23 protein-coding genes and 1 pseudogene are annotated in these 21,258 nt (G+C 71.4%); 16 read left to right on the plus strand and 8 right to left on the minus strand.

The genetic code is table 11. The annotated features are described in order from the left end of the window. Positions 1-74 precede the first annotated feature (74 nt). Complete coding sequence (locus tag ACIBCU_RS10610; RefSeq protein WP_399230616.1) at positions 75-1,532, plus strand: FAD-binding oxidoreductase; 1,458 nt, start codon at positions 75-77, stop codon at positions 1,530-1,532. Here ACIBCU_RS10610 and ACIBCU_RS10615 read toward each other — a convergent pair. Next, a complete protein-coding gene (locus tag ACIBCU_RS10615; RefSeq protein WP_399230618.1) occupies positions 1,513-2,523 on the minus strand; it encodes a questin oxidase family protein in 1,011 nt (336 codons plus the stop codon). The two genes, ACIBCU_RS10610 and ACIBCU_RS10615, sit on opposite strands and share 20 nt — an antisense overlap. A gap of 277 nt (positions 2,524-2,800) precedes the next feature. Between ACIBCU_RS10615 and ACIBCU_RS10620 the strand changes: the two genes are divergently transcribed. From ACIBCU_RS10620 to ACIBCU_RS10635, 4 genes are all read left to right on the plus strand, one after another. Continuing rightward, the gene (locus ACIBCU_RS10620; protein ID WP_362935175.1) at positions 2,801-4,204 is read left to right on the plus strand and encodes a family 2B encapsulin nanocompartment shell protein; all 1,404 of its coding nucleotides are present in this window, start codon (positions 2,801-2,803) and stop codon (positions 4,202-4,204) included. A 98-nt stretch (positions 4,205-4,302) separates the two neighbouring features. Next, positions 4,303-5,346: a family 2 encapsulin nanocompartment cargo protein polyprenyl transferase gene (locus ACIBCU_RS10625; RefSeq protein ID WP_399230621.1), complete on the plus strand. Its 1,044-nt coding sequence runs from the start codon at positions 4,303-4,305 to the stop codon at positions 5,344-5,346. 92 nt (positions 5,347-5,438) lie between these two features. Continuing rightward, the gene (locus tag ACIBCU_RS10630; protein ID WP_362935169.1) at positions 5,439-6,035 is read left to right on the plus strand and encodes a GNAT family N-acetyltransferase; all 597 of its coding nucleotides are present in this window, start codon (positions 5,439-5,441) and stop codon (positions 6,033-6,035) included. 79 nt (positions 6,036-6,114) lie between these two features. Continuing rightward, positions 6,115-6,783 carry a DUF6304 family protein gene (locus ACIBCU_RS10635; RefSeq protein ID WP_362935166.1) on the plus strand — a complete coding sequence of 223 codons (669 nt, stop codon included), beginning with the start codon at positions 6,115-6,117 and terminating at the stop codon, positions 6,781-6,783. A gap of 68 nt (positions 6,784-6,851) precedes the next feature. On the opposite strand, the gene snpA is transcribed toward ACIBCU_RS10635, so the two are convergent. Further along, complete coding sequence (gene snpA, locus ACIBCU_RS10640) at positions 6,852-7,526, minus strand: snapalysin (RefSeq protein WP_399230624.1); 675 nt, start codon at positions 7,524-7,526, stop codon at positions 6,852-6,854. A gap of 256 nt (positions 7,527-7,782) precedes the next feature. Here snpA and ACIBCU_RS10645 point away from each other — a divergent pair, with 256 nt between their 5' ends. The 4 genes from ACIBCU_RS10645 to ACIBCU_RS10660 all read left to right on the plus strand — a co-directional run bounded on the left by ACIBCU_RS10645 (position 7,783) and on the right by ACIBCU_RS10660 (position 11,054). Further along, positions 7,783-8,736, plus strand: a complete 954-nt coding sequence (locus ACIBCU_RS10645) for a LysR family transcriptional regulator (RefSeq protein ID WP_362935160.1) — start codon at positions 7,783-7,785, stop codon at positions 8,734-8,736. A gap of 84 nt (positions 8,737-8,820) precedes the next feature. After that, positions 8,821-9,813, plus strand: coding sequence for an NAD-dependent epimerase/dehydratase family protein (locus ACIBCU_RS10650; RefSeq protein ID WP_362935257.1), 993 nt, complete (start codon positions 8,821-8,823; stop codon positions 9,811-9,813). A gap of 9 nt (positions 9,814-9,822) precedes the next feature. Beyond that, a complete protein-coding gene (locus ACIBCU_RS10655) occupies positions 9,823-10,176 on the plus strand; it encodes a DUF952 domain-containing protein (RefSeq protein WP_399230626.1) in 354 nt (117 codons plus the stop codon). Then, positions 10,173-11,054 (plus strand): SDR family oxidoreductase, encoded by an 882-nt coding sequence (locus ACIBCU_RS10660; RefSeq protein ID WP_399230628.1) that lies wholly within the window; start codon positions 10,173-10,175, stop codon positions 11,052-11,054. Before ACIBCU_RS10655 ends, ACIBCU_RS10660 begins: the two co-directional genes overlap by 4 nt. 109 nt (positions 11,055-11,163) lie before the next feature. Here the strand turns inward: ACIBCU_RS10660 and sodN are convergent, their stop codons facing one another. Then, positions 11,164-11,559 (minus strand): superoxide dismutase, Ni, encoded by a 396-nt coding sequence (gene sodN, locus ACIBCU_RS10665; protein WP_033298259.1) that lies wholly within the window; start codon positions 11,557-11,559, stop codon positions 11,164-11,166. Positions 11,560-11,738: 179 nt separating this feature from the next. Between sodN and sodX the strand changes: the two genes are divergently transcribed. Next, entirely contained in the window at positions 11,739-12,176 is a 438-nt protein-coding gene (sodX, locus tag ACIBCU_RS10670; protein ID WP_362935151.1) for a nickel-type superoxide dismutase maturation protease, read from the plus strand. Here sodX and ACIBCU_RS10675 read toward each other — a convergent pair. After that, the gene (locus ACIBCU_RS10675) at positions 12,080-12,709 is read right to left on the minus strand and encodes a CGNR zinc finger domain-containing protein (RefSeq protein ID WP_362935148.1); all 630 of its coding nucleotides are present in this window, start codon (positions 12,707-12,709) and stop codon (positions 12,080-12,082) included. The genes sodX and ACIBCU_RS10675 overlap by 97 nt on opposite strands. An 88-nt stretch (positions 12,710-12,797) precedes the next feature. On the opposite strand from ACIBCU_RS10675, the gene ACIBCU_RS10680 reads away from it, so the two are divergent. Continuing rightward, complete coding sequence (locus ACIBCU_RS10680; protein WP_362935145.1) at positions 12,798-13,559, plus strand: class I SAM-dependent methyltransferase; 762 nt, start codon at positions 12,798-12,800, stop codon at positions 13,557-13,559. An 84-nt stretch (positions 13,560-13,643) separates the two neighbouring features. On the opposite strand, the gene ACIBCU_RS10685 is transcribed toward ACIBCU_RS10680, so the two are convergent. The 3 genes from ACIBCU_RS10685 to ACIBCU_RS10695 are packed head-to-tail and all read right to left on the minus strand — an operon-like array spanning position 13,644 to position 16,341. Then, complete coding sequence (locus ACIBCU_RS10685) at positions 13,644-14,405, minus strand: amino acid ABC transporter ATP-binding protein (RefSeq protein WP_362935142.1); 762 nt, start codon at positions 14,403-14,405, stop codon at positions 13,644-13,646. Next, positions 14,402-15,352, minus strand: coding sequence for an amino acid ABC transporter permease (locus ACIBCU_RS10690; RefSeq protein ID WP_362935139.1), 951 nt, complete (start codon positions 15,350-15,352; stop codon positions 14,402-14,404). Before ACIBCU_RS10690 ends, ACIBCU_RS10685 begins: the two co-directional genes overlap by 4 nt. A gap of 29 nt (positions 15,353-15,381) precedes the next feature. Next, entirely contained in the window at positions 15,382-16,341 is a 960-nt protein-coding gene (locus tag ACIBCU_RS10695) for an ABC transporter substrate-binding protein (protein WP_362935136.1), read from the minus strand. A 522-nt stretch (positions 16,342-16,863) separates the two neighbouring features. On the opposite strand from ACIBCU_RS10695, the gene ACIBCU_RS10700 reads away from it, so the two are divergent. The 5 genes and pseudogenes from ACIBCU_RS10700 (at position 16,864) to ACIBCU_RS10720 (ending at position 20,229) form a co-directional block, all read left to right on the plus strand. Then, positions 16,864-18,099 carry an NADP-dependent malic enzyme gene (locus ACIBCU_RS10700; protein WP_362935133.1) on the plus strand — a complete coding sequence of 412 codons (1,236 nt, stop codon included), beginning with the start codon at positions 16,864-16,866 and terminating at the stop codon, positions 18,097-18,099. Between the two features lie 143 nt (positions 18,100-18,242). After that, positions 18,243-19,208 (plus strand): zinc-binding dehydrogenase, encoded by a 966-nt coding sequence (locus tag ACIBCU_RS10705; RefSeq protein ID WP_399230896.1) that lies wholly within the window; start codon positions 18,243-18,245, stop codon positions 19,206-19,208. A 100-nt stretch (positions 19,209-19,308) separates the two neighbouring features. After that, a pseudogene (locus ACIBCU_RS10710) lies at positions 19,309-19,416 on the plus strand (GNAT family N-acetyltransferase); the annotation flags it as partial. A gap of 31 nt (positions 19,417-19,447) precedes the next feature. After that, positions 19,448-19,657 (plus strand): sigma factor-like helix-turn-helix DNA-binding protein, encoded by a 210-nt coding sequence (locus tag ACIBCU_RS10715; protein ID WP_033298277.1) that lies wholly within the window; start codon positions 19,448-19,450, stop codon positions 19,655-19,657. Further along, entirely contained in the window at positions 19,657-20,229 is a 573-nt protein-coding gene (locus ACIBCU_RS10720; RefSeq protein ID WP_399230633.1) for a Clp protease N-terminal domain-containing protein, read from the plus strand. The genes ACIBCU_RS10715 and ACIBCU_RS10720 overlap by 1 nt, the downstream gene beginning before the upstream one ends. A gap of 50 nt (positions 20,230-20,279) precedes the next feature. Here ACIBCU_RS10720 and ACIBCU_RS10725 read toward each other — a convergent pair whose 3' ends face one another. After that, positions 20,280-21,257, minus strand: coding sequence for a helix-turn-helix transcriptional regulator (locus ACIBCU_RS10725; RefSeq protein ID WP_399230635.1), 978 nt, complete (start codon positions 21,255-21,257; stop codon positions 20,280-20,282). Position 21,258: the final 1 nt, after the last annotated feature.

The following is a 21,258-nucleotide window of genomic DNA, read 5'->3' on the forward strand; positions in this document are numbered from 1 at the left end:
CGGAGATGCAACTTAGGGCGCCCGCCCGTCGTGGGAGGGGCCGCGTCATCATGGGAGGTGCGGTCCCGTGACGGATGCGGGGTGCGCGCGGGCGAGAAAGGCGGTCAGCGGCAGTGCCGAAGCCGAACGCAGCCGACGGGATACCGGCGGACAAGGTCATCACAGACCCGGACAGTCTGGGCCGTTACGCGCACGACGAGGCGGAGTGGGCCCCGGCCGGGCAGCCCCTGGCCGTCGTGCGGCCCCAGGACACCGAAGAGGTGCGGGCCGTCGTCGCGTACTGCGTCGAACACCGCATCCCGGTGATCCCGCGCGGGGCGGGCACAGGCCTGTCGGGCGGGGCCAACGCGGTGGACGGCGCCGTCGTCCTCTCCTTCGAGGACATGAACCGGATCCTGCGCATCGACCCGGTGGAGCGCATCGCCGTCGTCCAGCCGGGCGTCGTCAACGACGATCTGCGCGCCGCGTGCGCCGAACAGGGCCTCTGGTACCCGCCGGACCCGGCGAGCTCGCCCTGGTCGACGATCGGCGGCAACACCGCCACCAACGCGGGCGGCATGTGCTGCGTCAAGTACGGCGTGACCCGCGACTACGTACTCGGCCTCGAGGTGGTCAACGGCCTCGGCGAGACCGTGCGGGTGGGCCGGCAGACCGCGAAGGGGGTCGCCGGGTACGACCTCTGCGGTCTGTTCGTCGGCTCCGAGGGCACCCTCGGCGTGATCACCGAGATCACGGTGAAGCTGCGCGGCGCGCGGCCCGCGGAGCGCACCGTGGCGGGCTTCTTCGACTCCGTCGTCGCGGCCGGCGACGCGGTGAGCCGGGTGACGGCGGCGGGCATCGTGCCCTCGGCGCTCGAACTCCTCGACCGGCACTGCCTGAAGGCCGTCGACGAGTGGAAGAACATGGGCCTGTCGGCGGACGCGAACGCGATCCTGCTCGGCCGCGTGGACACCCCGGGAGCCGCGGGCGACGCCGAGGCCGAGGCCGTACGGGCCTGCTTCGCGGAGGCCGGCGCGGCCTGGGCCGAGGTCTCCACCGACCAGGCCGAGGCGGACGCCCTGTTCCAGGCTCGCCGGCTCGCCTACCCGGCGCTGGAGCGGCTGGGCCCGGTGCTCACCGAGGATGTCGTCGTGCCGCGCTCCCGGGTGCCGCAGATGCTCGCGCGCATCGAGGAGATCGCCGGCGCGCACGACGTCCTCATCGCCAACATCGCCCACGCCGGCGACGGGAACCTCCACCCCCTGATCATCACCGAACCAGGCGACGACGCCGCCAGGGGACGCGCCCAGCTCGCCTTCGAGGACATCCTCGACGCGGCGATCTCCTTCGGCGGCACGGTCACCGGTGAACACGGCGTGGGCCTGCTGAAGATGGGCGGCATGGACCGCGAGGTGGGCCCCGTCAACCTCGCCATGCAGCGAGCGGTGAAGGCGGCCCTGGACCCGCACGGCATCCTCAACCCGGGCAAGGTCGTCGTGTCGGGAGCACCGCTGGCGCACCGAACGGCCCGCCCTACCGCAGAGGTTCGCTGAGCTCGACGGCGCGCAGGGCGGCCGCGAGCGACTGCTCGTCGCCGAAGTCCATGGCCGTGTCGGTCAGCTTGATGACGTGCTCGTCGCCGTGGGCCAGGGCACGTTCCATGACCTCTTCGGGCGCGATCCGGCCCGGCGGTACGTAGGCCGTCGGGGCGTCGGGCGCGTACATGGCGGTCACCGCCGCGGACGCGGTCCAGGCCGCCCGGAGGCTCGGCACCCACAGGGCCTCCGGGAGCGCGGGGAGGGTCCGCAGGACGGCGTTGGGGGCCGTGGCCGCGTGGACCAGCATCGTCGCCTCGCCGTGGCCGTGGGTGGCGTACCGGTGGGTGGCCGCCCGGACCAGTTCGGTGAGCCGGCGGCGCGCATCGGCGGGGTCCGTCACCCCGGCGGCCCACACCGGCAGGCTCCTGACCCGGCCGAGCCGGGCGGGGAAGCCGCCTTCCCGTTGGTCGACGGGCGCCACCGCGTCGAGGGCCGCCGCGGCGCTGCCGGCGCCGGGCGCGGGGACGAGGCCGGTGACGGGGTGGTGGCGGGCCGCCCAGTAACCGAGGCCGTGGGCGAGTTCGGTCAGACGCGGCCCGGTCTCCTCGCCCGCCAGGAGCGTGCGCACGGCGTGGCCCACGCGGATCACCGGATGCGTCGATCCGCCGTACATGCCGGGCAGGAGGCGGGGCCACCACAGCGTGAGCACCGTGCGCCAGGGGTGGTCGGCGAGCTCCCGGCCGAAGTAGCCGATCCAGTCGGCGGCGCGGCGCGGGTCCCCCAGCGCGGAACGCCAGTCGGCGTCCGTGACCGGCTCCACGCCGGCCGGGAACTCCTCCAGCCTGGAGGCGTACAGGTCGAGCCAACGGTGCACGGCGGACGACCGGCCGTTGGCGGCGAGGGCCTCCACGGCCATCGGTGCGTGGTTGGTGAGCCGCCCGAGCCGCTCGGGACCTGAGATGTGCAGCCGCTGGAGGGCCTCGTCGAGAGTGCCTGTCGTATCCATGGCGGGAACGCTAGGTGCCTGTGCGCGGCGCCGTAACGGGCGGAGGTCCGGGTGCGGAGCGGGCCGAAGTCCTAGGACCAGGGCCCTGGTCGCCCTGCATCCGGCCGGGCCCGGCCCTGCTCGGTCCGGCCCGGTCCGGGCTGAATGTCTGCGCCTGCGTGTGGGCAACGTTCCCGTCCCGGGCCCGAATAGTCACACTCTTTTGTGTAATAGCGCGCTGTGCCCCCGGCTGCAAGTCTTCTTCTCGCAGGTCAGCCCATGATCGAGAGGATGTCGGATGTCCGTTGGTGAAGAGGTTCGCGACACGCAGCCGCCGCAGCAGAGTCTCGGCACAGCGGCTGCGCGGAACCTCGCGACGACGACCAAGTCCGCCCCGCAGATGCAGGAGATCACCTCGCGGTGGCTGCTGCGCATGCTGCCGTGGGTGCAGGTGCAGGGCGGCACATACCGGGTGAACCGGCGACTGAGCTACTCCGTCGGAGACGGCAGGGTGACCTTCGTCCAGACGGGCGACCGGGTCACGGTCATCCCCGCCGAGCTCGGCGAACTTCCGGCCCTACGCGATTTCGGTGACGAGGAGGTGCTGGCCGAGCTGGCGCGCCGGTGCGAACAGCGCGACGTCGCGGCCGGCGAAGTGCTCGTCGCGTCGGGCGAGGCGGCGGACCGGGTCCATCTGCTGGCCCACGGCAAGATCGAGAAGATCGGGGCCGGGCCGTACGGCGACGAGACGGTGCTCGGAGTCCTCGCCGACGGGGCCTACTTCGGCGACCACGTTCTGCTCGACGGCGACGCCACCTGGGAGTACACGGCCCGTGCCGTGACCGCCTGCACGCTGCTGACGCTTCGCCGGTCGGACGTGCTCAACCTCGCGGCCCGGGCGGACTCGCTCCGCGACCACCTCGCGGGGCTGCTCGCCATCCCGCACCAGCGGACCAACCGCTACGGCGAGGCGGAGATCGACCTGTCCGCGGGACACGTGGGGGAGGCCGTCGTCCCGCACACCTTCGTCGACTACGAGTCGGCGCCCCGTGAATACGAACTGAGCGTCGCCCAGACCGTGCTGAAGGTCCACAGCAGGGTGGCCGACCTCTACAACCAGCCGATGAACCAGACCGAGCAGCAGCTGCGGCTCACGGTCGAGGCGCTGCGCGAGCGCCAGGAACACGAGCTCATCAACAACCGGGAGTTCGGCCTGCTCAACAACTGCGACTACGGGCAGCGTCTCCAGCCCCACGACGGAGCGCCCGGCCCCGACGACATGGACGAGCTCCTGTCGCGGCGGCGCGGATCGAAGCTGTTCCTCGCCCATCCGCGCGCCATCGCCGCGTTCGGCCGCGAGTGCAACAGGCGCGGTTTGGTACCGGAGAGCGTCGAGGTCGGCGGACACCACGTGCCGGCGTGGCGAGGGGTGCCGATCTTCCCGTGCAACAAGATCCCGGTCACCGACGCCCGCACCACATCGATCATCTGCATGAGGACCGGTGAGGCGGACCAGGGCGTCGTCGGGCTCCAGCAGAGCGGCATCCCGGACGAGATCGAACCGAGCCTCTCGGTCCGCTTCATGGGCATCGACGAGCAGGCGATCATTTCGTACCTCGTGACCGCGTACTACTCCGCCGCCGTCCTCGTGCCGGACGCCCTCGGCGTCCTGGAGAACGTGGAGGTGAGCCGCTGGCGGTGACGCTCCCCCGGGCCCGGGCGGCGGGACCGCCCGGGCCCCGGCAGGCCCGAGGCCGCGATCAAGGCGCCCCGTGGCGCCCGGAAGGAGTGACCGTGACCATGACCAGTACGGATGCCGCGATGGAGGGGCACAAGGCCGCCGCGCTCCTGGAGCACACCCGCAACGCCGTCGACCCGCACCTCCGGGCGGCCGTCGAGACGCTGCCCGGGGCGATCCGCCGCGTCGCCATGTATCACTTCGGCTGGCAGAACGCCGACGGGACGCCCGCCTCCGGGCAGGCAGGCAAAGCGATCAGGCCGGCGCTCGTCCTGGCCGCCGCCCGTGCGTTGGGAGGGGACCCGGAGGCGGCGATGCGGGCGGCCGTCGCCGTCGAGCTCGCGCACAACTTCACCCTGCTCCACGACGACGTCATCGACGAGGACACCACCCGGCGGCACCGGCCCACGGCCTGGGCGGTGTTCGGTGTTCCGGACGCCGTCATCACGGGTGACGCCATGCTCTCCCTCGCCCTGAGACTGCTGGCGGACGACCCGCATCCGGCGTCCGCGCACGCCGCGGTGCGGCTCTCCACCTGTGTCATCGAGCTCTGCGCGGGACAGCAGGCCGACTGCGCCCTGGAGGACCGCGGCCCCGACGACGTCACGCTGGACGAGTGCCTGGCCATGGCCATGGCCAAGACGGGCGCTCTGCTCGGCTGCGCCTGCGCCCTCGGCGCGCTCTACGCCGGCGCGGGGGAGCGGGCGGTCCGCGCCATGGACGGCTTCGGCCGGGAAGCCGGTCTCGCCTTCCAGCTCATCGACGACCTGATCGGGATCTGGGGGGACACGGACCGCACGGGCAAACCGGTCGGGGCGGACCTGACCGCACACAAGAAGTCCCTTCCGGTGGTCGCGGCGCTCACCTCGGACACCCCGGCCTCCGCCGAGCTCGCCGCGCTCTACCAGGGGGCCATGGACACACCGGGGGAGGTGAGGAGTGCCGCCGACGCGGTCGACCGGGCCGGCGGGCGCGACTGGGCGCAGACCGCCGCGGCCGACCGGATGGCCAGAGCGGTCCACCACCTGTCCCGCGCGGTGCCCGCGCCGGCCGGCGCCGGAGACCTGCTCGCCCTGGCCGAATTCGTCACCCGCAGAACGCACTGAACCAGGCCGCCCGTGACCGGCCCTGAGGGTCAACTCTAGGATTCCGTGCGTCGGTTGGGATCAACCACGGGACGAGGGGAGCGGGGCCGGTCATGGGCGTACGAGTACGGCGGGCGGATCAGCGGGACAGGGATCAGGTCGTACGGATCCTGGAGGAGGCGTTCCACCACGATCCGGTGAGCAGCTGGGTCTTTCCCGACGAGGAGCACCGGCGCGCGGTGCACGGGAGGTTCCTCGGCGTCTTCGCCGACATCACGCTGGAAGGAGGCCGTGTCGACCTGCTGGAGGACGGCACGGCGGCGGCCCTCTGGCTCTCCGTGCCGGCGGGCGCGCCGGAGGACGACGACGACACCCCCGCGCTCATGCGGGAGACCGCTGATCCCGACAACGAACGGGCCGAGCTGGTGGGGAGGCTGACCGGTGCCGTCCACCCCCACGACCGCGCGCACGAGTATCTGCTGATGATCGGTGTCTCCCCGGAGCGTCAGGGGCAGGGGATCGGAGAGGCGCTGATGAGGGGGGCCCTGGAGCGGTGCGACCGGGAGGGTGCCCCCGCCTATCTGGAGGCGAGCAGCGAGCGCAGCCGCGGTCTCTACGAGCGGCTCGGCTTCACCTTCATGGGGAGGACCGTCGACCTCCCCCAGGGCCCGCCGATGTGGCCCATGTGGCGTGAACCGCAGGCCGGATGACCGGGGCACCGTCACCGGAAGCACGGAAGGGGAGGGTGCCACAGGGCGTGCGCCGGGGCACGGGCTACAGTCCCTGCTCATGACAGATGAGTCGTGGGCAGGCTGGTACCGGGACCGTCATGGTTCCGAGGCCGTCATTCTCACCACGGACGGACAGCAGCTCCGTATTCGCATCCGGGGCACGGACTTCGAGGGCGAGAGCTTCGACGGTCTGGGCCCCGTGGCCGGTGCGCCGGTTCCGGAGGGGCTGTTCGACCTGGTGGACGGCGTACTCGACGACTGCGTCCTGGAGTGGGACCTCCCGCTCCCGGTCCTCGTGTCCGGGACGGTCCGCCAGGCGACGCTCAGCTGTCTGCTCTCCCTGCGCAGGGCGGATCCGGATCTGTATCTCGCCCTCCATCTGGACGGGGCGGTCTACGAGTCGAACCGCGCCGAGGGCGACTTCGCGGCCGCGCTGGCCACGATCCAGCGGATCCTGCCGCCGGGCATGCATCTGCAGACGTGCATAGCCTGCGCCTTCTCCGACTACTTCCCGGCCCCGGTCCGCGGTCTCTCCGGCGGGCTCGCCTGCTTTCGCGGAGCGAAGGACGCCTACCGCGACGTGGCGGGCGGGGAAGACGTCGCGGGCCTCTGGGACCGGCGTACGGGATTCGTCCAGGAGATATGGAGCTGCCGGGAGTTCGAACCGCGTCCGGCGCACGGCGCCGGCACGGGCCACCGGGGTGCCTTCCCGCTCGAACTCGCCTGACCCGCTGCCGAAGCCGTGGAGGCCGCCCCGCTCACGCGGAGCGGCCCCCGTGCCGGGCAGCCCCGGTGTCAGGACGTGGTGCGGGCGAGAGCCGCGAGACCGTTCTGCCAGAGAGAGTTCACCCGCGAGCGCTCCGTGGCGTCCGGGTACGCGTTCGTGCAGGACGTACCGGGACCGCCGCCCGACATGAGCTCGCTGCACGGCCCCGTGTAGTGGTCCGGAAGCCCCAGCACGTGCCCGGTCTCATGCGCGGTGACCCGGGTCGAGTCGTACTGCTGGTTCTGGGCGTAGTCGAGGAAGATGTAGCCGCTCCCGTGCCCGTCCGTGCTCGCGTACGAACCCCGGGAGTCGTTGCCCTCGCGGTAGTCGAAGTCGGCGTTCGAGCCCTCCTGCAGCTTGACGTTGCCGACCGAGCTGTTCCAGATGCTGGTGCTGCTGGCTATCTGGCCGCGGAAGCTGGGGGCGTTGGTGGTGCTGTAGACCACGGTGACCGCCTGGGCGCCCGGGTTCGCGGCCCGCTTCTCGGCGACCGACTTCATGACGGCGTCGAAGAACGCCTTGTTCGCGGCTGCGTTCTCGCTCGAACCGGCGTACGCGGCGTAGCCGGACTGCGCCGGGGGCACGGTGGCCGCGGACGCGGCGGAGGGAGCGGCGGCGACCGCGGGGGTGGTGCCGAGCGCTGCGGCGAGGCCGAGTCCGAGACCGGCCACGGCCGACATGACGGCTGTCCTGGGGTGTCTCATGGGGGGTGTTCTCCTGCCTGTCCGAAGAACCCCGTCCGGAGACGGACGGGGAACGGGTGGGGGGTACGGCAAGAGTGTCGGGGCAGCCGGGCCCGCAGCGGATGATGTCAACCGGCGATAGCACCGCCCTATCCCCGGGACAGGGAGCACACAGAATCAGCACGTGCCGGTCGCCCCGACACCCCCTGAATCGGCCCGGTTGGTGGCGGTTGGGGCATCTGGTGCTCGGCGCCCGAACAGCCATACCCTCGCCGTCATGGAGCTCGAGGTGAGGCACCTCAGGGCGCTCTGCGCCATCGCCGACACCGGCAGCCTGCACCAGGCCGCACGGCGGTTGGGCGTCAGTCAGCCCTCGTTGACCACCCAGCTCCAGCGGATCGAGAAGACCTTGGGCGCGGAGCTGTTCCGCCGCGGGAGGACCGGCTGCCGGCCGACCCTTCTGGGACGTTCGGTCCTCAGTCGCGCCCGCCCTCTGGTGGACGGCATGTCCGCCCTGGTCGGCGCCGCGACGGCGGAGGCCGCGGCCGCGCGGGCCGGTGGCCCCGGTCTGCGGATCGGATCCACGGCGAGCCGGGTGATCGGCGGCTGGCTGCGCGGACTGCGGGTGCGGCTGCCCGGCACCGACATCTCGCTCCGCGTCGATGTGTCGGCCCGGGCGCTGCTCGGAGCGGTGGCTGCCGGCCGGCTCGACGTCGCCTTCGTGCACGAGGTGGAGGGCTGCCCGCTCGCCGTTCCGGACGGACTGGCGCAGCGCGTACTCCTGGAGCGCGAACCGCAGTTCATCTCCCTGGCCCGGGACCACCCGGCGGCCGGACGGCCGGTGGTGGACCTCGACGACCTGGCGGGCGACCGGTGGATGGTCGACCCGTCGGTGGACGGTGAGTGGGACGGCGTGCGCCGGGTCCTGGGCGCCGCGGGTCTCGACCCTCCCGTCCTGCACGGCGACTACCTCACCGCGGCCTCCCTCGTCGTCCTCGGCGAGGCGGTCGCCCCGTGCCAGCCGACCTCCGGCCCGCGCGAGGACATGGCGATCCGCCCCCTGCGCGGTGACCCGCTGGCGGTCCGTCTGCTGCTCGTCTCGCGGCCGGGCGCGGACATCGACGCCGTGTACGAGGAGCTGGAGGTGGCCTACCGCGACGCGGCACGGAGGGCCGAGGAGTACCACCGGTGGCTGCTGCGCCACCGCAGCCCCCTCGCGCACACGTCCTGAACCGGAGAGTTCCCCGTTCTGCCGACAGCGACGTCCCGTTTCCTCCGGCCCTCCGGCTGGCACGATCACCTCATGAAGCTCTTGATGCTGGGCGGCACGGAATTCGTGGGACGCGCCGTCACCGTCGCTGCCCTCGACCGCGGTTGGGAGGTCACCGTCCTCCACCGCGGACGTCACGCGGCGCCGGCCGGGACCCGGGCCCTGACCGGTGACCGGACGACGGGCGAGGCGGGCCTCGCCGCACTCGCCGACGGCGCCTGGGACCTCGTGGTCGACACCTGGAGCGGCGCCCCGTCAGCCGTGCGGGACGCCGCCCGGCTGCTGTCGGACAGGGCCGGCCACTTCACCTACGTCTCCAGCAGGTCCGTGTACGCCTACCCCGCCCCGGCCGGGCTGACGGAGGACGGGCCGCTGGTGGACGGGGCGTCCCCGGACGCCGGAGCTGACGTCCCGTACGCCCTGGCCAAACGCGGCGGGGAGCTCGCGGCGCTCGACGGATTCGGCGACCGGGCCCTGCTCGCCAGGGCCGGGCTGATCCTCGGCCCCGGGGAGAACATCGGCCGTCTGCCGTGGTGGCTCACGAGGACGGCCCGGGGCGGAGAGGTCATCGCGCCGGGGCCGCCGGACGCCGCGCTCCAGTACATCGACGCCCGCGACCTGGCCGACTGGCTGCTGGACGCCGCCGCGGAGGGCCTGTCCGGGCCGTACAACACCGTGAGCCACCCGGGGCACACGACCATGGGCGAGCTCCTGGACACCTGCGTCCGCGTCACAGGCTCGCGCGCCCGACTGCGCTGGACCGACCCCGGGGTGCTCCTCGCGGCGGGCGTGGAGCCATGGACGGACCTGCCGGTCTGGCTTCCCGCCGGCGAGCTCCACGACACCCTGCACCAGGGGGACGTGACCAAGGCGCACGCCGCCGGCCTGCGCTGCAGACCCGTCGGCGAGACCGTCGCCGACACATGGGCCTGGCTGCGCGAGCTCGGAGGAACCGCCCCGCACCGGCCGGACCGGCCCGCAGTCGGTCTCGACGCGCGAACGGAGGCGAAGCTCCTGGCCGCGCCCGCCAGCCCTTAGCGTGACCCCATGACCGAACAGCTGCTGCACCTCACGGAAGAGCCTCTGTGGGAGGCCGCCCGCAGAGCGGGGACGTACGAGATGTCCACCCGGGGCCGCACCCTGCGGGAGGAAGGATTCATCCACTGCTCGCTGCCCCATCAGCTCCCCGCCGTGGCCCGGGCGTTGTACGGATCCGAGGACGACGGTCTGGTGGTCCTGGTCATCGACACCGGTCGGCTCCCGGCGCCCGTCCGCTACGAGGCCATGGAGCCCGGCGGCCAGGAGTTCCCGCACATCTACGGACCGCTGCCGACGAGCGCGGTCGTGGAGGTGCGCCGCTGGACCGGGACCCCGACGGCGGAGGACGGTGAGGCGGGATGATCAGCCCTCTCGTAGCGGTGACCGGCGCGACCGGGGCCGTCGGTGGCCGCGTCGCCGCCCGGCTGGCCCGGACCGGCGTCCCCGTGCGCCTCCTCGGCCGGGACCCTTCCCGGCTGCCCCGGCTGCCCGGCACGGTCGCCGCGCCCGCCGCCGCGTACGGCGACGGCGAGGCGATGCGCCGCGCGCTCGACGGTGCGCACACCCTGTTCCTCGTCTCGGCCCACGAGAGTTCCGGCCGGGTCGCGGAGCACACCACCGCGGTGGACGCGGCCCTGGCCGCTGGCGTCGAACGCATCGTGTACGTGTCGTTCCTCGGAGCGGCACCGGACGCCACGTTCACGTTCGCGCGCGACCACTGGCACACCGAGGCGCACATCCGGATGACAGGCGTGCGCCACACGTTCCTGCGGGACAGCTGGTATCTCGCGGCGATCCCCGCGATGACGGGCGCCGACGGGGTTCTGCGAGGTCCCGGCGGCGAGGGGCGGGTGTCGGCGGTCGCGCACGACGACATCGCGGACTCGGCCTCAGCCGTCCTGCTGGACGAGGGGACCACCCACGACGGCACGACGTACGACCTCACGGGCCCCGAGGCGTTCACCCTGGCGGAGGCGGCCGGCGAGCTGAGCCGGCGTACCGGCCGCACCATCCGGTACGTGGCGGAGACCAGGGAGGAGGCCTACGCCTCCCGCGCCCACTACGGAGCCCCTGAGTGGGAAGTGGCCGGCTGGGTCACGTCGTACGAGGCGATCGCGGCGGGTGAGCTGGAGACCGTCTCGGACGCCGTCCCCACCCTCACGGGCAGGCCCGCCCAGGGGCTGGCGGCCTACCTCCAGGAGAACCCGGACAGCTACAGCCACCTCCTGCCAGGCTCCTGACGCGGTCCGGCCCGCGCCGACAACGACCGCACCCGGCCCGCCCCACCCCCGGAGGGGAAGCGGCGGACCGGGTGCGGTCGTTGTCGGCCTCGCGGAAGAGGACCGCAGGTCAGGCCTTCTTGGTCTCCCAGAAGATCTTGTCGATCTGGGCGATCAGGTCCAGAGCCTTCTGGCCCGTGGCCGGGTCGTTCGAACCCTTGGCTGCGGAGAGCGCCTTCAGGGTGTCGTTGACCAGCTGGTGCAGCTCCGGGTACTTCTCGAAGTGCGGGGGCTTGAAGTAGTCGCTCCAGAGCACCGAGACGTGGTGCTTCGCGAGCTCGGCACGCTGTTCCTTGATCAGAACGGCGCGCGTGCGGAAGTCCGCGTCCTCATTGGCCTGGTACTTCTCCTGGACGGCCTTGACGGACTCCGCCTCGATGCGGGCCTGGGCCGGGTCGTACACGCCGCAGGGCAGGTCGCAGTGGGCGCTGACCTTCACCTTGGGGGCAAACAGGCGGGAAAGCATGGAGCTGTCCTTCCTCGTGATCGTCTTCTCAGGTGGGACATTACTCCGTAGGGAGCCTGTTTTTGCGGCTGCCCCCTAGGGCTTAGGCCAAAAGTCCGGTGTGAGGATGAGACCGGCGGCCGAAATACGGAGCGGTGCGCGCTGCCGTGTACTGGAGGATGGACCGGGAGGTGCCACAGATGCCGGAACCGGCACAGGAACCATGGAGCGGGCGGGCGGCGCGTAAGCCGTTCCAGGTGGTGGAGGTGACGGGGCCGTCGATGGTGCCCACGCTCTACCACGGCGACTGGCTGCTCGTGCAGCGCGGTGCGCCGGTGCGCCCGGGGGACGTGGTGATCCTGCGTCACCCGCTGCAGCAGGACCTGCTGGTCGTCAAGCGGGCCACCGAGCGACGCGGCAGCGGCTGGTGGGTGCTGGGCGACAACTCGTACGCGGGCGGGGACAGCACGGACTACGGGGCGGTGCCCGAAGAGCTCGTACTGGCCCGCGTCCGGGCCCGCTACCGGCCGCTGAGGAAAGATCAGCGGTCGGTGTTCGGGCTGCTGGGCTGGGCGGTCTCCGCGGTGCGCCGCGTCTCGCCCGAGCGGTCCGCCTCCAGCCGCTTGCGGGCCCGGTAGGCCGCCACGTTGGCGCGGGTCGCGCAGCGGTCGGAGCAGTAGCGCCGGGAGCGGTTGGTCGACGTGTCGAGGTAGGCGTTGCGGCACGGAGCCGCCTCGCAGAGGCCGAGCCGGTCCACGCCGTGCGTGGTGAGGTGGAAGGCGAGGCCCATGGCCGCGATGGCGGCGAAGCCGGCCGTCGCGTTCGACGGGTGATCGGCCAGGTGCATGTGCCAGTCCGGCTTGCCGTCCTCGTCACGGGTGTCGTGGCCGGAGATCTGCGGGTTGACCGGGAACTCCAGCAGAAGTGAGTTGAGCAGATCGACCGCGAGCGTCTCGTCGCCGCCGTCGGCCGCCTCGAACACCGCGCGCAGCCGGGCCCGCACGGAGCGGAAGCGCGTCACATCGGCGTCCGTGGCACGCCGGGCGGCCTGGGCGCTGGGGCCGAACAGCTCGCGGATGCAGTCGACGGTGGTGAGGGAGTCCTTGTTGCGGGCCGGCTCCTCGGTGTTGACCAGACGCACGGCGTAATCCGAGTAATAGGCCAGTTCCACTTGTAGTCCTTACGGCGTCGGTCTATGGTCGCTGTGTCGACCAGTGTAATGGTCGGGGGCGAACACTGAGTATTACGTGGAGGATGGGATGGCGGAGACGGCTACGGGCACCGACTGGCAGTCCTGGCAGGCGAGCTGGGACCGGCAGCAGGAGTGGTACATGCCGGACCGTGAGGAGCGGTTCCGGGTGATGCTGGACATGGTCGAGGCCGTCGTGGGGCCCGAACCGAGAGTGCTCGACCTGGCGTGCGGTACGGGCAGTATTACGGACCGGCTCCTCAAGCGGTTCCCCGAGGCCACCAGCACCGGTGTCGACCTCGACCCCGCGCTGCTCGCCATCGCGCGTGGGACCTTCGAGGGGGACGACCGGGTCACCTTCGTGACCGCCGACCTGAAGGACGCCGCCTGGACCGAGCGGCTTCCGCACACGTCGTACGACGCCGTGCTCACCGCCACCGCCCTGCACTGGCTGCACAGCGAGCCCCTCGCCGCCCTGTACGGGCAGATCGGCGGACTGGTCAGGGACGGCGGGGTCTTCATGAACGCCGACCACATGATCGACACCGACACCCCCCGCATCAACGCGGCCGAACGCGCCCACCGGCACGCGGCCATGGACCGGGCCAAGGCCGAGGGGGCCGTGGACTGGCGCGAGTGGTGGGCCCTGATGGCGAAGGACCCGGTCCTCGCGGGGCCCACCGCCGAGCGGTTCGAGATCTACGGCGACCACGCCGACGGCGACATGCCCTCCGTCCACTGGCACGCCCGCACCCTCCGGGAGGCCGGTTTCGGCGAGGCACGCGCGGTCTGGGCGTCCCCGTCGGACAGCCTGGTCCTCGCCGTGAAGTAGGGCGCGCACGGCCGGCCGCCGGGAACGACGGAGAGGGCGGTACGGACCTGGTCCGTACCGCCCTCTCCGTCATCCGCGACGGTGCTACAGCACCTTCGACAGGAAGGACTTCGTCCGGTCGTGCTGCGGGTTCGTCAGGACGTCGCGCGGGTGGCCGGACTCGACCACGACGCCGTCGTCCATGAAGACCAGCGCGTCGCCGACCTCGCGGGCGAATCCCATCTCGTGCGTGACGACGATCATCGTCATGCCGTCCTCGGCCAGGCCGCGCATGACGTCCAGGACGTCGCCGACCAGCTCGGGGTCGAGCGCCGACGTCGGCTCGTCGAAGAGCATCAGCTTCGGCTCCATGGCCAGGGCGCGGGCGATGGCCACCCGCTGCTGCTGTCCGCCGGAGAGCTGGGACGGGTAGTTCTTCGCCTTGTCGGACAGCCCGACCCGGTCCAGCAGCCGCTCCGCACGGGCGCGGGCGACGGCCTTGGCCTCGCCCTTGACCTGGATCGGCGCCTCCATGACGTTCTCGATGGCCGTCATGTGCGGGAACAGGTTGAAGCGCTGGAAGACCATGCCGATGTCCCGGCGCTTCAGAGCGACTTCGCTGTCCTTGAGCTCGTAGAGCCTGTCGCCCTTCTGGCGGTAGCCGACCAGTTCACCGTCGACGTACAGCCGCCCGGCGTTGATCTTCTCCAGGTGGTTGATGCACCGCAGGAACGTCGACTTGCCGGAGCCGGACGGGCCGATCAGGCAGAAGACCTCACGCGGGGCGACCTCCAGGTCGATGCCCTTGAGGATGTGCGCGGGGCCGAAGGACTTGTGCACGCCTTCGGCCTTCACCATGGCGCTCATGCGGCGCCTCCCTTCGGGCGGCCCAGCGAGAGCATGTTGGCCCTGATCCTCTGGAACGGGGTGTCCGGCAGGCTGCGGCTGGAGCCGCGCGCGTAGTACCGCTCCAGGTAGTACTGGCCGATGCTGAGCATCGAGGTGAGGATCATGTACCAGGCCGCGGCCAGGAACAGCATCTCCACGGTGGCACCGGAGGTCTGAGAGACGTTCTGGGTCGAACGCAGCAGTTCGGTGTACTGGACGGCGACCGCCAGGGACGAGGTCTTCAGCATGTTGATGACCTCGTTGCCCGTGGGCGGGACGATGACGCGCATCGCCTGCGGTACGACGATCCGGCGCAGCGTCTTCCCGTGGCTCATGCCCAGGGCGTGCGCCGCCTCCGTCTGGCCCTCGTCGACCGACTGGAGGCCGGCCCGGCAGATCTCCGCCATGTACGCGGCCTCGTTGAGCCCGAGCCCGAGCAGCGCGCAGAGGAACGGCGTCATGAAGGACGACCACTCGTCCTTGTAGATGGGCCCGAGGTTGATGTACTCGAAGACGATCCCGAGGTTGAACCAGACCAGCAGCTGTACGTAGACCGGGGTTCCGCGGAAGAACCAGATGTAGCCCCAGGCTATGGACGTCGTGACCGGGTTCTTGGAGAGTCGCATCACGGCGAGCACGATGCCCAGCACGACACCGATGATCATCGAGAGGACCGTGATGATGACGGTGTTCTTGACCCCTTCGAGGATCTGGTCGTCGAAGAAGTAGTCCGGGATCGCGTTCCAGTTGATGTCGCCCTGGGCGAACGCGTAGACGAGCGAGGCCAGCAGGCCCAGCGCGACGACCGCGGAGACGTACCGGCCGTAGTGACGTACCGGGATGGCCTTGATCGCCTCCGGCCCCGCCGACGGGGTGGGCGGGGTGGACGGGGTGGCCGCCGGGTCCGCCTTCTTGATGTCAGTCACAGATGTTGCCTTTCAGCGCCGGTCCCCGGTCAGGACCCGCCGTTGATCTTCGCCTCGGTGACCGCGCCGGCCTGGACGCCCCACTTGTCGATGATCTTCCCGTACTCGCCGTTCTTGATGACCGCGTTCAGGGCCGCCTCGATGGCCTTGGTGAGCTCGTCGTTGCCCTTGGCGACGGCGATGCCGTACGGGGCCGCCTCGACCTGCTCGCCGACCAGCTGGAAGTCCTTGCCGCCGCCCGAGGTCTTCACCGCGTACGCGGCGACCGGGAAGTCGGAGGAGCCCGCGTCGGCGCCGCCGCCGCGCAGCCGGGTCTGGGCCTCCAGGTCGTTGTCGAACGCCTGGACGGAGATCTTGCCCTTGCTGCCGCACTTGGCGCTCTCGGCCTTGGCGAGGTCGTGGGAGACCGTGCCCCGCTGCACGACCAGCTTCTTGCCGCAGAGGTCCGACCAGGTGCTGATGCCCTTGTCGTCGCCCTTCTTGGTGTAGATGGAGACGCCGGCGGTGAAGTAGTCGATGAAGTCGACGCCCTCGCCGACCTTCTTCTTCGTCTCGGAGTCGACGCCTTCCTGGCGGTCCTTCGTGTCGGTCATGGCCGACATCGCGAGGTCGTAGCGCTTCGAGCGCAGGCCCGTGAGCAGCGTGTCGAAGGTGCCGTTCTCGAAGACGAACTTCACGCCGAGCTGCTTGCCGAGGGCGTCCGCGAGGTCGGGGTCGATGCCGACCGTCTTGCCGGACTCGTCCTTGAACTCGACCGGCGGGTAGGCGATGTCGGATCCGACCTTGATCTCGCCCTTGTCCTTGACGGACTGGGGGAGGAGGTCGGCGAGCGGCGCCTCCTCGGTGGCGGTCGCGCCCGACTCCTTCTTGGTCGCGCTGTCGGTCTGGTCGCCACAGGCGGTCAGCAGCAGGGTGCCGGCGACCGCGACTGCGCAGACCGCGGCAATCCGGGACTTCGCGGTCGTACGACAGAGGGTGCTTGCGGTCATGATCGAAATCCTCCGGCAGTGAGGGAATGCTGGTGGGGTGGGTACGCACGCACCTTCGAGTGCCGCCACCTCGTGTGATTAGGGCATCTTGCCATTCGGACTCACCCAATCAGGGGGCCGGTCATGTCAAAATCGGGTAACGGGCGACCCCCGAACCTCAACGGGCCGACACGGCAAGGCCGGACCATCTGCTGGAAAGTGCGTGCCCCTCCGGAGAATCTCCGGTGCGTCTCGACCTACGGACGGCCTTTGTGGGCCTTAGTGGACTTGTCCAGATATTCGGCTATGAGTCATGTCACCGAGTCGATACCGACTCGTAAGAGGCCCGGTCCGTCCGGTAAGAAAGACCTTTACACCCCTCATCCGGGGCTCAGGGCGCGTGTGCGGCGCGCCCGCGCGTATGTGTCTCCCCTGCCGGAGCGGTCCAACCGCTCAGTGCCGGGAACGTACGCGGTGCCCGCCCACCCCTCCTCAACCAGGAGTGGCCACCCTCAACTGATGAAGACTTAAGGGGTCAACACAATGGCAGCGGAGATCGTCAATCCTCGCAGCGACAGCAAGACACCCGGCGCGGCCGGTGCGGCAGGGCTCAGCAGTGCGGACGAGCCCTTCGATCCGGCCTTCGCCCTCCACCGCGGCGGGAAGATGGCCGTGCAGGCCACCGTCCCGATCCGCGACAAGGACGACCTGTCCCTCGCGTACACGCCCGGCGTCGCGAAGGTGTGCAGCGCCATCGCCGACAATCCCGAGCTCGTCCACGACTACACGTGGAAGTCGCAGGTCGTGGCCGTCGTGACGGACGGCACGGCCGTCCTCGGCCTGGGGGACATCGGTCCCGAGGCATCCCTCCCGGTGATGGAGGGCAAGGCGATTCTGTTCAAGCAGTTCGGCGGGGTCGACGCGGTGCCGATCGCGCTCGCCACGACCGACGCGGACGAGATCGTCGACACCGTCGTGCGCCTCGCGCCCTCCTTCGGCGGGGTGAACCTGGAGGACATCTCGGCGCCCCGGTGCTTCGAGATCGAGCGCAAGCTCCAGGAGCGTCTCGACATCCCGGTCTTCCACGACGACCAGCACGGCACCGCCGTGGTGACCCTCGCCGCTCTGCGCAACGCGGCGAAGCTGTCCGGCCGGACGCTCGGTGATCTGCGCGCCGTCATCTCCGGCGCCGGCGCGGCGGGTGTCGCCATCGCGAAGTTCCTGCTGGAGGCGGGCATCGGCGATGTCGCCGTGGCCGACCGCAAGGGCATCGTCAGTGCCGACCGCGACGACCTCACGGACGTCAAGCGCGAGCTGGCGGAGCTCACGAACCGCGCCGGCCTCGCCGGCTCCCTGGAGACGGCGCTGGCCGGCGCCGACGTCTTCATCGGGGTCTCCGGCGGTACGGTCCCCGAGCCGGCCGTGGCCTCGATGGCACCCGGCGCGTTCGTGTTCGCCATGGCCAACCCGAACCCCGAGGTCCACCCCGACGTCGCGCACAAGTACGCGGCTGTGGTGGCCACCGGGCGGTCGGACTACCCGAACCAGATCAACAACGTGCTGGCGTTCCCCGGGATCTTCGCGGGCGCGCTGCAGGTGCGGGCCTCCCGGATCACCGAAGGTATGAAGATCGCCGCGGCGAACGCCCTGGCGGGTGTCGTCGGTGACGAGCTGGCCGCGGACTACGTGATCCCGTCGCCGTTCGACGAGCGGGTCGCTCCCGCCGTCACCGCCGCGGTGGCCGCTGCCGCCCGCGCGGAGGGTGTCGCGCGGCGCTGACGCCGTGGGGGTGGAGGAGCGGGGTCCGCTGTGCGGGCCCCGCTCCCCCCGTCCCTCTGCTGACGACGGTGTACGTGCGGCGCGGCGCGTGTCACACGCTCGGACGGTTACGTCACGACGTGTCACGGCCTATCGTCATGGCCATGTTCGCCGCCTACGCCGCACGCATCGACCGTGACCAGCCCCTCGACGGCCTTGAGCTGGGCGAACGCCCCTCACCCGAGAGCCGCCCCGGCTGGACCACCGTCCAGGTCAGAGCCGCATCGCTCAACCACCACGACCTCTGGTCCCTGCGCGGTGTGGGCCTCGCCGAGGACAAGCTGCCCATGATCCTCGGCTGCGACGCCGCAGGCATCGACCAGGACGGCAACGAGGTCGTCCTGCACTCCGTCATCGGTCAGACGGGCCACGGCGTCGGCCCCGACGAACCGCGCTCCATCCTCACCGAGCGATACCAGGGCACCTTCGCCGAGCAGGTCACCGTGCCCAGCTGGAACGTGCTGCCCAAGCCGAAGGGGCTCACCTTCGAGCAGGCCGCCTGCCTGCCGACCGCCTGGCTGACGGCATACCGGATGCTCTTCACCAACGCCGGCGTACGGCCGGGGGACTCCGTCCTCGTGCAGGGGGCGGGCGGTGGTGTGGCCACCGCGGCGATCGTGCTCGGCAAGGCCGCCGGACTCCGGATGTTCGCCACCAGCCGCGACGAGGCCAAGCGCAAGCGGGCCGTCGAACTGGGAGCCGTCGAGGCCTACGAGCCCGGCGCCCGGCTGCCGAAGCGTGTCGACGCCGTCATCGAGACCGTCGGAGCGGCGACCTGGTCCCACTCGGTCAAGTCGCTGCGGCCCGGCGGCACCCTGGTCATCTCGGGTGCCACCAGTGGCGACCGGCCCTCGCACGCGGAGCTGACCCGGATCTTCTTCCTGGAACTCAAGATCGTCGGCTCCACGATGGGCTCCAAGGACGAGCTGGAGGACCTGCTGTCGTTCTGCGCGGCCACCGGTGTGCGGCCCGTGATCGACGAGACCCTGCCGCTGGACCGGGCCCGCGAAGGCTTCGAGCGGCTCGCCGCCGGAGATCTCTTCGGGAAGATCGTGCTCACCGCGTCGTGAGGCGGCAGGCCACGGAACTGCTGACGCCGGAAGGGCTGTCGCTGAGGCCCTGGCGTCCCGACGACGCCCGTACTGGACCACCGAGACGGCACGCGGCACAGGGGTCGCCGCGGAGGGCGTCGAGCGGGAGAGGCTCCGCTACGGGGACATCCGGTACGACGTGGAGCGCCATGCACGCCTCGCCACCGACGATGTCAATTGCGGTTGACAGAGGTCGCGCGTCAACGTAAGTTGACATCATGACCGAAGCAACGGATCTCGCCGCGCGTGCCGGCGACCACGACCCCCGCGTCGGGCTGCGGGCGGTGGCAGCGCTGCGAAGGCTGCTCGAACAACTCGAAGCCGTCCAGGTGAGGAGCGCCCGCGTCCAGGGCTGGTCGTGGCAGGAGATCGCTGCCGAGCTGGGCGTCAGCAGGCAGGCCGTGCACAAGAAGTACGGGAGGCATTGATGTTCGAGCGATTCACCGTGGGAGCCCGGGCCACCGTGACCGGCGCGGTGACCCACGCCGAGCGGGCCGGAGCGGACTCCGTCACCGAGGAGCACCTCCTGCTCTCCCTGCTGGACCAGAAGGGCAGCCGGGCGTCCTTCGCCGTCACCGCCCTCGGGCTCATCGACCGGCGCGCATCGTTGGAGGCCGCGCTCGGTGAGGCCCGCCGCCGAGGCGGGCTCACCAGGGCCGACGCGGAGGCACTCGCCGGCATCGGTATCGACATCACCGAGATCGTGGCCCGGGTCGAGGGCGCCCACGGCGAAGGAGCCCTCGCGGGTGATCGCGGGAATCGGCGCTGGTGGTCCGGACGCCGCCCCTTCACGGGCGGCGCCAAGAGCATCCTGGAGAAGTCGCTTCGCGTCGCCCTCGGCCGGCGTGACCGCTTCATCGGTGAGGAGCACCTGCTGCTGGCCCTGACCGCCTGCCCGGGCGTCGTCGCCGATGTGCTCGCCGACCACGGGGCCACCTACGCGACGGTGGAACGCGCGCTGTACGGCGACGGCGGGCAGGGCCGGGCCCAGGCGAGCTGACCGGGCGGCACGGCCCGGCCGGGGCACCTCCGGCCGGGCCGTGTACGGGGTCAGGACGCGCCGGAGGCGCCCTTCTCCTCGTCGGCCGAGGACCGCAGCAGAGAGCCGATGCGTGTCGCGGCCGAGGCCAGATGACCTCGGGCCTCCGACAGCTGGGCCTCGGTGACGCCGTGGTCCCGGGCCGCGTCACGGATGTCGTCGCGGAAGCGGTCCAGCAGGCGGTCCAGGTCACGGGCCGGGTCACCGGTGGTCGTGGCGTCGGCGGCCCACTCCACGTCCGGCTCCTCGGGTGCCGGGCGGCTGTACACCGGCCAGGCGCCGGTCCTGGCGAAGTTGCCCAACTGGCCGGTGATCTCGGCCAGCCCGTCCCGCACCCCCGCGGGCCAGTCGCCCCGCGCGAAGCGCTCCTGGACCTGGCGCGCGGCATTCTGCATCTGCTCCCGCGCCTTCTCGTGCGCCTCCTGGGCCTGGCGGCGGGCCCGGTCCGCGTCCTCACGGGCCTTGCGGGACTCGTCCTTCGCCCTGCGGGCCTGTTCCTTCCACTCCTGCTTGGCCTTGCGCAGCTCCTCCTTCGCCGTGCGCCACGCCTCCTTGTCCCCGAAACCGGGGTCCCAGCCGCCCTTGCCGCCGCCGGAGGTGTGGCGGGACTCGGAAGCCGCCGCGCGCATCTCGCTGCGGAGCTGGCCTGCCGCTCCCCGTACGTCGTCACGGATCTCGGCAGCCAGTTCGGAGACGGACTCGCGGATCTCCAGCTCCAGATCGGCCAGTTCGCCCCCGCGGCCGGCCAGCTCGGCCCGCCCGGCGTCGGTGATGGAGTAGACCTTGCGGCCGCCCTCGGTGGCGTGGGTGACCAGGCCTTCGGCCTCCAGCTTGGCCAGCCGCGGATACACGGTGCCCGCCGACGGGGCGTACAGCCCCTGGAAGCGCTCCTCCAGGAGCCGGATCACCTCGTAGCCATGGCGGGGGGCCTCGTCCAGCAGCTTGAGGAGGTACAGGCGCAGACGGCCGTGGGCGAATACGGGAGCCATG

Origin of the sequence: Streptomyces sp. NPDC051064, assembly GCF_044455985.1 — a bacterium.
Classification (GTDB): domain Bacteria; phylum Actinomycetota; class Actinomycetes; order Streptomycetales; family Streptomycetaceae; genus Streptomyces.

Coding starts and splice junctions, on each gene's coding strand:
- ACIBCU_RS10610 (WP_399230616.1), top strand. CDS start 75: ATGCGGGGTGCGCGCGGGCGAGAAAGGCGGTCAGCGGCAGTGCCGAAG.
- ACIBCU_RS10615 (WP_399230618.1), bottom strand. CDS start 2,523: ATGGATACGACAGGCACTCTCGACGAGGCCCTCCAGCGGCTGCACATC.
- ACIBCU_RS10620 (WP_362935175.1), top strand. CDS start 2,801: ATGTCCGTTGGTGAAGAGGTTCGCGACACGCAGCCGCCGCAGCAGAGT.
- ACIBCU_RS10625 (WP_399230621.1), top strand. CDS start 4,303: ATGACCAGTACGGATGCCGCGATGGAGGGGCACAAGGCCGCCGCGCTC.
- ACIBCU_RS10630 (WP_362935169.1), top strand. CDS start 5,439: ATGGGCGTACGAGTACGGCGGGCGGATCAGCGGGACAGGGATCAGGTC.
- ACIBCU_RS10635 (WP_362935166.1), top strand. CDS start 6,115: ATGACAGATGAGTCGTGGGCAGGCTGGTACCGGGACCGTCATGGTTCC.
- snpA (WP_399230624.1), bottom strand. CDS start 7,526: ATGAGACACCCCAGGACAGCCGTCATGTCGGCCGTGGCCGGTCTCGGA.
- ACIBCU_RS10645 (WP_362935160.1), top strand. CDS start 7,783: ATGGAGCTCGAGGTGAGGCACCTCAGGGCGCTCTGCGCCATCGCCGAC.
- ACIBCU_RS10650 (WP_362935257.1), top strand. CDS start 8,821: ATGCTGGGCGGCACGGAATTCGTGGGACGCGCCGTCACCGTCGCTGCC.
- ACIBCU_RS10655 (WP_399230626.1), top strand. CDS start 9,823: ATGACCGAACAGCTGCTGCACCTCACGGAAGAGCCTCTGTGGGAGGCC.
- ACIBCU_RS10660 (WP_399230628.1), top strand. CDS start 10,173: ATGATCAGCCCTCTCGTAGCGGTGACCGGCGCGACCGGGGCCGTCGGT.
- sodN (WP_033298259.1), bottom strand. CDS start 11,559: ATGCTTTCCCGCCTGTTTGCCCCCAAGGTGAAGGTCAGCGCCCACTGC.
- sodX (WP_362935151.1), top strand. CDS start 11,739: ATGCCGGAACCGGCACAGGAACCATGGAGCGGGCGGGCGGCGCGTAAG.
- ACIBCU_RS10680 (WP_362935145.1), top strand. CDS start 12,798: ATGGCGGAGACGGCTACGGGCACCGACTGGCAGTCCTGGCAGGCGAGC.
- ACIBCU_RS10685 (WP_362935142.1), bottom strand. CDS start 14,405: ATGAGCGCCATGGTGAAGGCCGAAGGCGTGCACAAGTCCTTCGGCCCC.
- ACIBCU_RS10695 (WP_362935136.1), bottom strand. CDS start 16,341: ATGACCGCAAGCACCCTCTGTCGTACGACCGCGAAGTCCCGGATTGCC.
- ACIBCU_RS10700 (WP_362935133.1), top strand. CDS start 16,864: ATGGCAGCGGAGATCGTCAATCCTCGCAGCGACAGCAAGACACCCGGC.
- ACIBCU_RS10705 (WP_399230896.1), top strand. CDS start 18,243: ATGTTCGCCGCCTACGCCGCACGCATCGACCGTGACCAGCCCCTCGAC.
- ACIBCU_RS10715 (WP_033298277.1), top strand. CDS start 19,448: ATGACCGAAGCAACGGATCTCGCCGCGCGTGCCGGCGACCACGACCCC.
- ACIBCU_RS10720 (WP_399230633.1), top strand. CDS start 19,657: ATGTTCGAGCGATTCACCGTGGGAGCCCGGGCCACCGTGACCGGCGCG.
- ACIBCU_RS10725 (WP_399230635.1), bottom strand. CDS start 21,257: ATGGCTCCCGTATTCGCCCACGGCCGTCTGCGCCTGTACCTCCTCAAG.